The organism is Thermophilibacter sp. ZX-H3, assembly GCF_052599055.1.
This window is the reverse complement of record NZ_JBQXES010000008.1, coordinates 1-11,993: the sequence shown is the minus strand read 5'-3', so window position 1 is coordinate 11,993 and position 11,993 is coordinate 1. Positions and strand designations below refer to the sequence as shown.

The following is an 11,993-nucleotide window of genomic DNA, read 5'->3' as shown; positions in this document are numbered from 1 at the left end:
GGGGCTGCCATGGAGGGGTGCGCTCAGACGGGCTGGGAGGTCGCCCTGGGCGACGAGGCGTATCCGCGCTCGCTCCTCGAGCTCGAGCGACCGCCCGAGGAGCTGCGCGGCCTCGGCGACCCCGGCGCGCTCGTCGGGCCCTGCCTCGCCGTCATCGGCGCCCGCCGCGCGACGCCCTACGGGCTCGCTGTGGCGGAGATGGCGGCCCGCGTCGCGGCTCGAAACGGGGTCACCGTCGTCTCGGGAGGGGCCATGGGGTGCGACCGCGCCGCGGGCCTCGCGGCCGTCGCGGCAGGAGGCCGCTCCGTCATCGTGTCGGGCTGCGGGGCGGACGTCGTCTACCCAAGCTCGTCCCGGGACGTCTTCGAGGCGACGCTCTCGTCGGGCGGGGCGGTGGTCTCGCTCGAGCGCTGGGGTGCGGGTCCGAGGAGGTGGGCGTTCCCGAAGAGAAACGCCGTCATCGCCGCGCTCTCCCACGTGCTCGTCGTGACGGAGGCGGGGCTCCGCTCGGGCACGATGTCGACCGCCGAGGCCGCGGTCGAGCTCGGCAGGGCGGTCTATGCCATACCCGGCTCGATCTTCTCTCCCGCCTCGTCGGGGACCAACCGCCTGGCAGCCGAGGGGGCGAGGATCATCCCCGACGAGCGGTCGCTCGAGATCGCCCTCTCGCTCGACTTCGGCTCCGCCCCCATGGCGGGCCCGGCGCCCGAGCGCCCGGGCGGGCCGGTCGCGGCCGCCCTGCTCGCCTCCCCTTCGAGGCCGGACGAGCTCGCGGCGCGCCTCGGCGAGGACGTCCTGACGCTGCTGAGGACGCTGACGGACCTCGAGGCGAGAGGAATCGTGGAGCGGCTGCCCGACGGGAGATACTCGCCCACGCGCGCCTACCTGATGGGGCAGAATGGTGTCTCGCAACGTTTCTCGTGAACTGAGGGGAGCCGGGCATGTCGGAGATCGTGACGGTCGTCGGAGGGGGACTCGCCGGGAGCGAGTGCGCGCTGCAGCTCGCGCGCCGGGGCGTGCGCGTCAGGCTCTGCGAGCAGCGCCCCTCCCGGCCCTCCCCGGCGCACCGCACCTCGAGCCTCGCCGAGCTCGTGTGTTCCAACTCGCTCAAGTCGACCAAGCCGGAGACCGCCGCGGGGCTTCTCAAGTGGGAGCTCGACCAGATGGGCTGCGAGCTGCTGCGCGTCGCCCGCTCGTGCTCGGTGGCGGCAGGAGGGGCGCTCGCCGTCGACCGCGATGCCTTCTCGTCGGAGGTGACGCGGCTCGTGGAGGGCCATCCGCTCGTCGAGGTCGTCCGCGAGGAGGTGACGTCCATCCCGGAGGGGCCGTCCGTCGTCGCGGCGGGCCCCCTGTGCTCCGACGCGCTCTTCGACGCCGTCGCGAAGGCGGTCGGAGGCGAGCGCATGAGCTTCTTCGATGCGGCGGCGCCCATCGTCGACGCCGACTCCATCGACCGCGACGTCGTCTTCTCGCAGTCCCGCTATGGCGAGTCGGGCGGGGGCGACTACCTCAACTGCCCGCTCGACCGCGACGAGTACGACGCCTTCATGGAGGCCCTGCTCTCCGCCGAGCGCGTCATCGCGCGCGACTTCGAGCAGGCCGACCTCTTCTGCGCCTGCCAGCCCGTCGAGGAGGTCGCCCGGACCGGGCACGACTCGCTGCGCTTCGGCGCGCTCAAGCCGGTGGGCCTCACCGACCCGCGCACGGGCAGGCGGCCCTGGGCGGCGGTCCAGCTCAGGGCGGAGAACGAGGCGCGCGCCGCCTACAACCTCGTCGGCTTCCAGACCAACCTCACGTGGCCCGAGCAGCGGCGCGTGTTCCGGATGATCCCCGGCCTCGGATCGGCCGAGTTCCTGCGCTATGGGGTCATGCATCGAAACTCCTTCGTCGACGCGCCCCGCGCGCTCGACGCCACCTTCGCGATCCCGGGCACGCGGTGTCGGCTCGCGGGGCAGATAACCGGGACCGAGGGGTACGTCGAGGCCATCGCCTCGGGCCTTCTCGCGGCGCTCAACACGTACGCGGGGCTCTCGGGCGCGGCGCCGGCGTCCCCTCCCGCCACCTCCGCCCTCGGGTCGCTCGTCGCGTACGCGACGAGCCCCTCCACGGTCGACTACCAGCCCATGCACGTGAACTTCGGCCTCTTCCCGCCGCTTGCGGACGCGCCGCGAAGGAAGGCCGAGCGCCGCGCGGCGCTCGCCGAGCGGGCGCGGTCCGACCTCGCGGCCTACGTGCGGTCGCGCCACGACCTCTTCGGGGGCGGGGGAGTGTGAGCGAGCCCGACCTCGAGGGGCTCGTCGCGCGGTTCTGCGACCACCTCGGCCGCTTCCGCAACCTCTCCCCGAACACGGTGCGCTCATACGGGTGCGACCTCGCCTCCTTCGCGTCGTGGGCGCGCCGCGCGGGGGTCGACCCGCTGCGCGTGACGCACCGCGAGCTGAGGGGGTACCTCGCCGAGCTCTCCCGCGCCCGCTACTCGCCGCGGACGATCAACCGGCGGCTCTCGGCGCTGCGCGGCTTCTATCGCTGGCTCGCGCGCGAGGGAGTCTGCGACGCGTCGGCAGCGGCGGCGCTCGCGAGCCCCAAGGCCGGCCGGCCCCTTCCCCGCACGATGTCCGACGCGGACGTCCGCGCCCTTCTCGCGACCTGCGACGTCGACACGACCGAGGGCCTGCGCGACCGCGCGCTCCTCGAGACGCTCTATGCGACCGGCTGCCGCGTGTCGGAGGCCGCCGGGCTCTCCGTGGCGGACGTCGACCTCGCGGGACGCCAGGCGCGCCTGTTCGGCAAGGGCTCGAAGGAGCGGATCGTGCCGCTCTACGACGAGGCGGTGCGCTGGGTGGAGCGCTGGGTGGGGGAGGGCCGCCCGGAGCTCGCCGCCCGCTCGCGCCGGCCGACCGACGCCCTCTTCCTCTCCACCCGGGGGAACCCCCTGTCGGCGGGGGCCATGCGCGACTGCTTCGGCCGCCACGTGGCGCTCGCCGGGCTCGACCCCGCGCTCTCGCCGCACGCGATGCGCCACACCTTTGCCACCGAGCTCCTCTCGGGGGGCGCTGACCTCAGGAGCGTCCAGGAGCTCCTAGGCCACGAGAGCCTCTCCACGACGCAGGTCTACACGCACCTGTCCGTGGAGCGCCTCCGGGAGGCGGCCCGCGCCGCGCATCCGCGCTCGTAGCGAGGCAGGAAGAGCCTGCGCATTTTCATCTGTCGCGCTCGACAAAGGCGTGGCGTCCCGCTATACTTTCTGTCCGTTGTGCGTCCGCACGACATGCCGCGCCAGGCGCGGTACCATCACGCACGCGCGACTACCCGCCCGCCGTGGTGCCCGGGGCTCAAGCCAGGTCCCGGGTGGCGACTCGGGGATGACATCGCGCGGAGGACCAACCACAGGAGGTTATCATGGCTAAGATCACTATCCAGACCCTGCTCGACGCCGGCTGCCACTACGGTCACCAGACCCGCCGCTGGAACCCCAAGATGAAGTCCTACATCTTCGGCGAGCGCAACGGCATCTACATCCTCGACCTCAAGCAGACCATGCTCGGCGCCGACAAGGCCTACACCTTCCTCAAGGAGACCGCCTCCAAGGGCGGCACCGTGCTGTTCGTGGGCACCAAGAAGCAGGCCCAGGAGCCCATCGCCGCCCAGGCCGAGCGCTGTGGCATGCCCTACATCAACCAGCGCTGGCTCGGCGGCATGCTCACCAACTTCGTGACCATCCGCTCCCGCATCCAGCGCATGGAGGAGCTCGAGGCCATGGTCGAGGACGGCCGCATGAGCCTCCTGCCCAAGAAGGAGCAGGCCGTGCTGACCAAGGAGCTCGGCAAGCTCCAGGCCAACCTCGGCGGCGCCCGCACCATGCTCGCCCTCCCGCAGGCCATCTTCGTCGTCGACTCCAAGCGCGAGGAGATCGCGATCCGCGAGGCCAACCGCCTCCACATCCCCGTCGTGAGCCTGCTCGACACCAACTCCGACCCCGACGTCGTCGACTACGGCATCCCCGCCAACGACGACGCCATCCGCTCCGTCTCCCTCATGTGCGAGCTCGCCGCCGACGCCGTCCTCGCCGGCTCCGGCAAGGAGCAGATCACGGCCGAGGAGATGGCCGCCCCGGCAGCCGAGGAGGCCCCTGCCGCCGAGGCTCCCGCCGCTGAGTAACGACCTTCACGAACGAAGAGGAGAAACACCATGGCACAGGTTACCGCCGCCCTCGTCAAGCAGCTCCGCGAGATGACCGACTCCCCGATGATGGAGTGCAAGAAGGCCCTCGTCGAGGCCGATGGCGACATCGACAAGGCCGTTGACATCCTCCGCACCATGGGTATCGCCAAGGCCGTCAAGCGCGCCGGCCGCGACACCAACGAGGGCACCATCGCCACCTACGTCTCCGAGGACCAGAAGCTCGGCGCCATCCTTGAGCTCACCTGCGAGACCGACTTCGTGGGCACCAACCCCAAGTTCTGCGGCTTCGCCCTCGACCTCGCCAAGGTCGTCGCCGAGAACGACCCGGCGGACGTCGAGGCCCTCAAGGCGTGCGCGATGGGCGAGTCCACCGTCGAGGCCGAGCTCACCGAGATGATCCACGTCATCGGCGAGAACATGAAGATCGCCCGCTTCCAGCGCGTCACCGCCGCTGACGGCGCCCTCGGCAGCTACGTCCACCTCGGCGGCAAGCTCGCCGACATCGTGACCTTCAAGCTCGGCAAGCCCGAGACCGCCGAGGCCGACGAGTTCAAGACCTTCGCGCACGACGTCGCCATGCAGGTCGCCGCCGCCGCGCCCGTCGCCGCCCGCCGCGACGACGTGCCCGCCGACGTGATCGAGCACGAGCTCTCCATCTACAAGGCCCAGGCCGCCGAGTCCGGCAAGCCGGAGGCCATCCAGGAGAAGATGGCCCAGGGCCGTCTCGAGAAGTACTTCAAGGAGAGCGTCCTCACCGAGCAGGAGTTCGTCAAGGACGGCTCCGTCACCATCGGCCAGCTCGCCAAGAACGTCGGCAAGTCCCTCGGTGACGAGGTCGAGGTCATGAGCTTCATCCGCTACACCTTCGGCGACGCCGAGTAGCGAGCTTCCTCTCACGCCAGACGGGGCCGGCGAGTTCTTCTCGCCGGCCCCGTTCGTGTGCATACGGGGGCGGTCCGCCGAGCATCCGGAACCGCCCCGCGCGTCTCTGGTAGAATCTCGTCTCGAACAAGGCGTCGCGCCCCCGCGCGGCACGACTGAGTGGAGGTTGGCTTGTCAGACATCAAGTATCACCGCGTCCTGCTCAAGCTATCCGGCGAGGCCCTGATGGGGGAGCAGTCCTTCGGCATCGACGCCGCGGTCCCGCAGCGCCTCGCCGAGGAGATCAAGCCCGTCTGGGAGGCCGGCGTGCAGGTCGCCATCGTCGTGGGCGGCGGCAACATCTTCCGCGGGCTCACCGGCGCCGCCGCGGGCATGGACCGCGCCCAGGGCGACAACATGGGCATGCTCGCCACCGTCATCAACTCCCTCGCCCTCCAGGACTGCTTCGAGCGCAACGGCATGGACTGCCGCGTCATGAGCGCCATCGAGATGCGCCAGATCGCCGAGCCCTACATCAGGCGCCGCGCGATCCGCCACCTCGAGAAGGGGCGCATCACCATCTACGCCGCGGGGACCGGCAACCCCTACTTCACGACCGACACCGCCGCCGCGCTGCGCGCCTGCGAGGTGGGCGCCGAGGTCCTCATGAAGGCCACCAACGTGGACGGCATCTACGACGCCGACCCGCGCACCAACCCGGACGCGCGCCGCTACGACACCGTCACGTATCGCGAGGTCCTCAACCGCGACCTCAAGGTCATGGATGCCACGGCCACCGCGCTGTGCCACGACAACCACATGCCCATCATGGTGTTCGACATCAAGTCCCCGGGCGTCTTCATGAGCGCCGTGAGCGGGGAGAGCGTTGGAACGACCGTCGTCGAGGAGGACTAGTCATGAGTCAGTACACCGACCGCGCCGAGAAGAACATGGGCAAGTGCCTCGACACCCTCAAGGCCAACTTCGCCCGCGTCCGCACGGGGCGCGCGAACGCCCAGATCCTCGCGCCCATCATGGTCGACTACTACGGCCAGCCCACCCCGATCACCCAGCTCGCGGCCGTGAAGGTCCCCGAGGCCTCCATGCTCGTCGTCGAGCCGTGGGACAAGAGCGCGCTGCGCTCCATCGAGAAGGCCATCGAGGGCTCCGACCTCGGCATCACGCCGTCCAACGACGGCGTCTGCATCCGCCTGCCCTTCCCGCGCCCGACCGAGGAGCGCCGTCGCGAGCTCGCCAAGGAGTGCAGCCAGCTCGCCGAGGAGAGCCGCGTCGCCATCCGCAACGTCCGCAGGGACGTCAACGGCAAGATCGAGCGCGACGAGGAGCTTCCCGAGGACCAGCAGTCCCGCGAGAAGAAGGCCGTCCAGAAGCTCACGGACTCCTACGTCGCCAAGGTCGACGAGCTGCTGAAGGCCAAGACCGCCGAGGTCATGGAAATCTAGATGCAGCGCGACGAAGCCAAGCTGAGGGAGTACTACGCCGCCGCCCCCGCCGACATCTGCCTTGCGGACGTCGACCTCGATCGCGTCCCGAGCCACGTCTCGATCATCATGGACGGCAACGGCCGCTGGGCGCAGGCCCGCGGGCTCGATCGCTCGCGCGGCCACGTGGCGGGCGTCGACGCCCTGCGCGAGGCGGTGACCACGAGCGTGAGGCTCGGTCTGGACGCGCTCTCCGTCTACGCCTTCTCCACGGAGAACTGGAGGCGGCCCCAGCGCGAGGTCGACCTCCTCATGCACCTCTTCGCCACGACGCTCGTGAACGAGCTCCCGCTCTTCCACCAGGAGAACGTGCGCCTCAGATTCCTCGGCGACCTCGACGCGCTTCCGGAGAAGACCCGGCAGGTGTTCCAGCGCGGCCTCGACGAGACGTCAGACCACACCGGCATGACCTTCGCCCTCGCGGTCAACTACGGCTCCCGCGCGGAGATCGCGCGCGCGGCGCGCCAGATCGCGCAGGAGGTCGCCGCCGGCTCCCTCGACCCGAGCGACGTCGACGAGGACGCGCTGGCGAGCCGTCTCTACACGGCGGGGCTCCCCGACCCCGACCTCCTCATCAGGACCTCAGGCGAGCTCAGGCTCTCCAACTACCTGCTCTGGCAGCTCGCCTACACAGAGTTCTACGTCACGCCGACCTTCTGGCCGGACTTCTCCCGCTGGGACTTCCTGCGGGCCGTCGTCTCGTACCAGTCGCGCTCGCGGCGCTTCGGCGGGGTCGTGACGTCATGAGCGAGAGCCGCCGCACCGACGACGAGCGCGCGTCAGGGCTCGACCGACAGATAGCGTTTCTCGAGGGCCGGCGCGCCTCCAAGGAGGAGCGCCGCGCCGCCGGCGACCTCACGGGGCAGAAGGCGCGCAGCTCGGCCGAGCGCCTCCTCACGCGCTCGACCTCGGGGGCGATCTACGCCGTCGTCACCCTCGCGTGCCTGTTCTGCGGGCCGGTCACCACCACGGCGCTCGTCGTCGCGCAGGCGTGGCTGTGCTGCTCGGAGTTCTTCCGCATCTGCCGCATGGGGGGCAGGATGCCCAACGAGGTCATCGGCCTCGCGGCCGCCGTCCTGTTCCCGCCCGCGGCCCTCGTCTCGGGCCTTCTCGCCTGCGCGCTCGTCATCTTCGTCATGCTGATGGCCTGCGCGTGCTGGTACGTGTTCACGCCGCGGGCGAGCGTCGCCGACGTCGCCGTGACCGCCTTCGGCCCCCTCTACACGTCGCTCGCGTTCTCGAGCGTGGTCCTGATCCGCAAGTTCGACCCCGGCCTGACGGGCGCGCTCGTCACCCTCGCCGTCATGCTCTCCATCTGGGCCAACGACGCCTTCGCCTACTTCGTCGGGTCCGCGCTCGGCCGCCACAAGCTCGCGCCGCGCATCTCGCCGAGCAAGAGCGTCGAGGGCTTCTTCGGCGGCATCGTCGGCTCCGTCATCGTCTGGGTGGTGCTCGCCGTCTTCGTCGTCGGCGACATGAGCATCGCCATGGCCGTCCTGTGCGGGCTCGTCGTGGGCGTCGCGGGCGTCATCGGGGACCTCTTCGAGTCGCGCCTGAAGCGCGGCGTCGGGGTCAAGGACTCCGGCAACGTCCTGCCCGGGCACGGCGGCCTGCTCGACCGGTCCGACTCCATGCTCTTCGGCAGCATGGCGGCGTTCTTCCTTCTGCTCTTTGGAGGCATCCTGTGACCATCTTCGAGGACACCGCGCCGCGCGCGGCGCGACCGCGGCCCCTGAGGGTCGCGGTCCTCGGCTGCTCCGGCTCCATCGGCACCCAGACGCTCGACGTCTGCCGCCGCCACGCCGACAGGCTGCGCGTCGTGGCCGTCTCCGTCAACACGTCGGTGGCCGCCGCCGTGGCCGCCGCGCGCGAGTTCGGCTGCGCGCGCATCGCCGTCGCAGACCCCGAGCGCTCCTCGGACCCCGCCCTCGCCGAGCTCCCGGCCGGCTGCGAGGCCGCCTTCGGCGCGGGCGCGGTGACCGAGCTCGCGACCCTGCCCGACGTGGACATGGTCGTGAACGCGCTCGTCGGCTTCTCCGGCATCCACGCGGGCTTCGCCGCCCTCAGGGAGGGCAAGGCGCTCGCCTACGCCAACAAGGAGTCCATCGTCTGCGGCGGCGACCTCATGATGCCGCTCGCCCGGCCGGGACGCCTGCTTCCCGTCGACTCCGAGCACAGCGCCATATTCCAGTGCCTGGTGGGGGAGCGCCCGGAGGACGTCTCCCGCATCTGGCTCACCTGCTCGGGCGGGCCGTTCTACGGGCGGTCGCGCGAGGGGCTCGCCTCCGTCTCCGCTACCGACGCCCTCGCGCACCCCACTTGGACGATGGGCGAGAAGATCACGATCGACTCGGCGACCCTCATGAACAAGGGACTCGAGGTCATCGAGGCGCATCACCTCTTCCAGCAGCCCATCGACGCGATCCGCGTGCTCGTCCACCGCGAGAGCAAGATCCACTCCATGGTGGAGTTCGTCGACGGCGTCGTGAAGGCGCAGCTCGGCGGCTCCGACATGCGCGCGCCGATCCAGTACGCGCTCAGCTACCCCGAGCGCTGGGAGGCCTCCGTCGAGCGCATCGACTGGTGCTCCGCCGACCCGCTCACGTTCGGCGAGGCCGACGAGGCCGCGTTCGGCTGCCTCGCCCTCGCCCGCGCGGCGGGCCGGGCCGGGGGGACCCTCCCGTGCGCCATGAACGCGGCCAACGAGGTGGCCAACGAAAGGTTCCGCCAAGGTTTGTGCTCCTTCCTCGACATCGAGAGGACGGTCTCCGCCGTCATGGACGCGACCGACCGCGAGCGGGTAGAGTCGCTAGGTCAGCTCGAGGAGGTCGACGCGCGCGCCCGCGCGCTGGCCCTCGCCGTTCTCTCGGAGGTCGCCCTTTGAGTGCCGTGCTTTCCGTCGCCTCAGCCGTGTTCTGGGGCGTGCTCGTCCTGTCGCTTCTCGTCTTCGTCCACGAGGGCGGCCACTACCTCGTCGCCCGCGCGCTGCGCGTGAGGGCGACGGAGTTCTTCCTCGGCCTGCCGTGCCGCTGGAGGCTCTCGCGCAAGAGCCGCTCGGTGGGCACCGAGTTCGGCGTCACGCCGGTCCTTCTCGGCGGCTACACGCGCATCTGCGGCATGGAGGGGGCGGACGACGACCTGCTCGCCCCCGCGCTCCAGATCGTCATGGAGCGGGGCCGCGTGCGCGCCGCCGACGTCGCCCGCGAGCTCGACGTCGACGAGGGCAGGGCCTACGAGCTTCTGGCCACCCTCACCGACTGGGCCTCGATCCGCCCCTACTACGACCCCGAACTCGGCGAGACGCCGGGCCAGCGCGACTACCCCGCCGCCTTCGAGACGCTCGCGCGCGACGCGAACCACCTCACCGAGTACGACCGCGGGCACGACTTCACGCTCCCCGGCTCCACCGAGGCGGGCAGCCCCCACCCGACCGGCCTCGCCCCCGACGACCTCCTCGCCCTCGAGCGCTCTCACACCTACCAGGGCGTCGGCTTCCTCAGGCGCTGCGCGATGCTCGTCGCCGGGCCGCTCGTGAACGTCCTTCTCGCCTTCGTGATCGTGACCTGTGCGCTCATGGCGCGCGGCGTCGACTACTACTCGGACGCGAGCGTCATCGGCGCGGTCGAGGCGGGCTCCTACGCGGAGGCGGCCGGCCTCGAGGCCGGCGACGAGGTCACCGCCGTGGCCGGCACGCCCGTCGGCACCTGGGAGGAGCTCTCCTCCGCCATGCGCCCCTATCTCGACGCGGGAGAGGACTTCGAGCTCACCTACGTCCGCGACGGCGCCGAGGCGACGGCCCTCGTCGACCTCCCCGACGGCCAGGCCTGCGAGCTTCTGGGTGTCACGTCGAGCGTGGCGACCTATCACCCGAGCCTGCCCGAGGCCGCCCAGGCCACGCTCGCCTACACGGGCCAGGTCGCGAGCTACGTCGCGCAGCTCATCCAGCCCCAGCACACGATGGAGGTGCTCGACCAGTCCTCCTCGGTCGTGGGCATCGCCGTCATGACCTCCGAGGCGGCCTCGTCGGGCGCCTACGAGCTCGCGCTCGTCGCCGCGGCGGTCTCCATGTCGCTCGGCTTCATGAACCTCCTGCCCATCCCGCCCTTCGACGGCGGCAAGATCCTCATCGAGGTCATCCAGCTCGTCATCCGCCGGCCGCTCTCCCTGCGCGCCCAGAGCGCCCTCAGCTACCTCGGGCTCGCGTTCATCGTCTTCGTCTTCGTCGTCGTGCTGAGAAACGACATCGTCCGCTTTGTGATTGGGTAGGTGCGGCACTATGAGCGAGAAGAACCGTCCGGCGCGCGAGCTCACGCGCCCCGTCATGGTGGGGGACGTGCGGGTGGGAGGCGGAGCGCCCGTGTCCGTGCAGTCCATGTGCACGACCGACACGGCCGACGCGGCCGCCACGCTCGCGCAGATCGCGCGGCTCGCCGAGGCCGGCTGCGAGATCATACGCGTGGCGGTGCCCTCGTCGGCGGCGCTCGACGGCCTCTCCGAGATCTGCGCCGCCTCGCCTCTTCCCGTCGTCGCCGACATCCACTTCGACCACACGCTCGCCATCGAGGCGTGCCGTCGCGGGGCGGCGGCCCTGCGCGTGAATCCCGGCAACATCGGCAGCTGGGAGCGCGTCGACGCCGTCATCGACGAGGCGGGCGCGGCCGGCATCCCCATCCGCATCGGCGTGAACGCCGGCTCGCTCGACCCGGCCTTTGCCGAGCGCGAGGACCTCACGCACGTCGAGAAGCTCGTGGGGTCGGCGACCTCGTTCGTCGAGCACTTCCGCGCACGCGGCTTCTCCGACATCGTCCTGTCCGCCAAGGCGCACGGCGTGCCGACGACCGTCGAGGTCAACCGTGCCCTCTCGCGCGAGCTGCCGGACGTTCCGCTCCACATCGGCGTCACCGAGGCGGGCACCGCCCGCCAGGGGACCGTCAAGAACGCCGCCGCGATCGGCGCGCTGCTCATGGAGGGCATCGGCGACACGATGCGCCTCTCGCTCACCGCCGACCCCGTCGAGGAGGTCGACGTGGCCTGGGACCTGCTCTCGGCCGTGGGGCTGCGCCGCCTGCGCCCCGAGCTCGTGAGCTGCCCCACGTGCGGCCGCTGCCAGTGGGACCTCATGGGCGTGGCCGCCGAGGTGGAGCGGCGCCTCGCGGGCGTGCGCGCCCCCATCACCGTCGCCGTCATGGGCTGCGTGGTGAACGGGCCCGGCGAGGCCAGGGGCGCCGACATCGGCCTTGCCGGCGGGCGCGGCAGGGCCGTGCTCTTCGCGTCCGGCGAGAAGATCCGCACCGTCGACGAGGCCGACGCCGTCGACGAGCTCTTCGCCGAGATCGAGCATCGCTTCACGTAGAGCGTCCGGCTCCGCGCCGGCCCGGGCAACCTCCGGCGCTCAGACAGCTTGCCGAGAAGAGCGCTCGGCAAGAACTCGCGGCGGAGGTTGCCCGG

At 71.1% G+C, this 11,993-nt stretch carries 12 protein-coding genes; all 12 read left to right on the top strand.

Translation table 11 applies throughout. From position 1 onward, the window contains the following. The first annotated feature begins 9 nt into the window (after positions 1–9). The 12 genes from ACULPM_RS04595 to ispG all read left to right on the top strand — a co-directional run bounded on the left by ACULPM_RS04595 (position 10) and on the right by ispG (position 11,898). Entirely contained in the window at positions 10–924 is a 915-nt protein-coding gene (locus tag ACULPM_RS04595; protein WP_445331414.1) for a DNA-processing protein DprA, read from the top strand. Positions 925–941: 17 nt separating this feature from the next. Then, a complete protein-coding gene (trmFO, locus tag ACULPM_RS04590; protein WP_445331413.1) occupies positions 942–2,273 on the top strand; it encodes a methylenetetrahydrofolate--tRNA-(uracil(54)-C(5))-methyltransferase (FADH(2)-oxidizing) TrmFO in 1,332 nt (443 codons plus the stop codon). Continuing rightward, on the top strand, positions 2,270–3,175 hold the full coding sequence (locus ACULPM_RS04585) for a tyrosine recombinase (RefSeq protein WP_167929395.1): 906 nt from the start codon (positions 2,270–2,272) through the stop codon (positions 3,173–3,175). The genes trmFO and ACULPM_RS04585 overlap by 4 nt, the downstream gene beginning before the upstream one ends. Before the next feature lie 221 nt (positions 3,176–3,396). Then, on the top strand, positions 3,397–4,158 hold the full coding sequence (gene rpsB / locus ACULPM_RS04580) for a 30S ribosomal protein S2 (protein ID WP_167929460.1): 762 nt from the start codon (positions 3,397–3,399) through the stop codon (positions 4,156–4,158). Positions 4,159–4,188: 30 nt separating this feature from the next. After that, entirely contained in the window at positions 4,189–5,064 is an 876-nt protein-coding gene (tsf, locus tag ACULPM_RS04575) for a translation elongation factor Ts (protein ID WP_167929394.1), read from the top strand. A gap of 171 nt (positions 5,065–5,235) precedes the next feature. After that, entirely contained in the window at positions 5,236–5,958 is a 723-nt protein-coding gene (gene pyrH, locus ACULPM_RS04570) for a UMP kinase (RefSeq protein ID WP_167929393.1), read from the top strand. 2 nt (positions 5,959–5,960) lie between these two features. Beyond that, complete coding sequence (gene frr, locus ACULPM_RS04565) at positions 5,961–6,506, top strand: ribosome recycling factor (protein ID WP_075280188.1); 546 nt, start codon at positions 5,961–5,963, stop codon at positions 6,504–6,506. After that, entirely contained in the window at positions 6,507–7,292 is a 786-nt protein-coding gene (locus ACULPM_RS04560) for an isoprenyl transferase (protein WP_445331412.1), read from the top strand. Continuing rightward, positions 7,289–8,233: a phosphatidate cytidylyltransferase gene (locus tag ACULPM_RS04555; protein ID WP_445331411.1), complete on the top strand. Its 945-nt coding sequence runs from the start codon at positions 7,289–7,291 to the stop codon at positions 8,231–8,233. Before ACULPM_RS04560 ends, ACULPM_RS04555 begins: the two co-directional genes overlap by 4 nt. Next, positions 8,230–9,429, top strand: a complete 1,200-nt coding sequence (dxr, locus tag ACULPM_RS04550) for a 1-deoxy-D-xylulose-5-phosphate reductoisomerase (protein ID WP_445331410.1) — start codon at positions 8,230–8,232, stop codon at positions 9,427–9,429. The genes ACULPM_RS04555 and dxr overlap by 4 nt, the downstream gene beginning before the upstream one ends. 5 nt (positions 9,430–9,434) lie before the next feature. Continuing rightward, a complete protein-coding gene (locus ACULPM_RS04545; RefSeq protein WP_445331476.1) occupies positions 9,435–10,811 on the top strand; it encodes a site-2 protease family protein in 1,377 nt (458 codons plus the stop codon). Between the two features lie 10 nt (positions 10,812–10,821). Then, on the top strand, positions 10,822–11,898 hold the full coding sequence (gene ispG, locus ACULPM_RS04540) for a flavodoxin-dependent (E)-4-hydroxy-3-methylbut-2-enyl-diphosphate synthase (RefSeq protein ID WP_445331409.1): 1,077 nt from the start codon (positions 10,822–10,824) through the stop codon (positions 11,896–11,898). Positions 11,899–11,993 lie beyond the last annotated feature (95 nt).

Excerpts from the sequence above, each read along its gene's own strand:
- ACULPM_RS04595 (WP_445331414.1), top strand. The coding sequence starts at position 10 with ATGGAGGGGTGCGCTCAGACGGGCTGGGAGGTCGCCCTGGGCGACGAG.
- trmFO (WP_445331413.1), top strand. The coding sequence starts at position 942 with ATGTCGGAGATCGTGACGGTCGTCGGAGGGGGACTCGCCGGGAGCGAG.
- tsf (WP_167929394.1), top strand. The coding sequence starts at position 4,189 with ATGGCACAGGTTACCGCCGCCCTCGTCAAGCAGCTCCGCGAGATGACC.
- frr (WP_075280188.1), top strand. The coding sequence starts at position 5,961 with ATGAGTCAGTACACCGACCGCGCCGAGAAGAACATGGGCAAGTGCCTC.
- ACULPM_RS04560 (WP_445331412.1), top strand. The coding sequence starts at position 6,507 with ATGCAGCGCGACGAAGCCAAGCTGAGGGAGTACTACGCCGCCGCCCCC.
- ACULPM_RS04555 (WP_445331411.1), top strand. The coding sequence starts at position 7,289 with ATGAGCGAGAGCCGCCGCACCGACGACGAGCGCGCGTCAGGGCTCGAC.
- ispG (WP_445331409.1), top strand. The coding sequence starts at position 10,822 with ATGAGCGAGAAGAACCGTCCGGCGCGCGAGCTCACGCGCCCCGTCATG.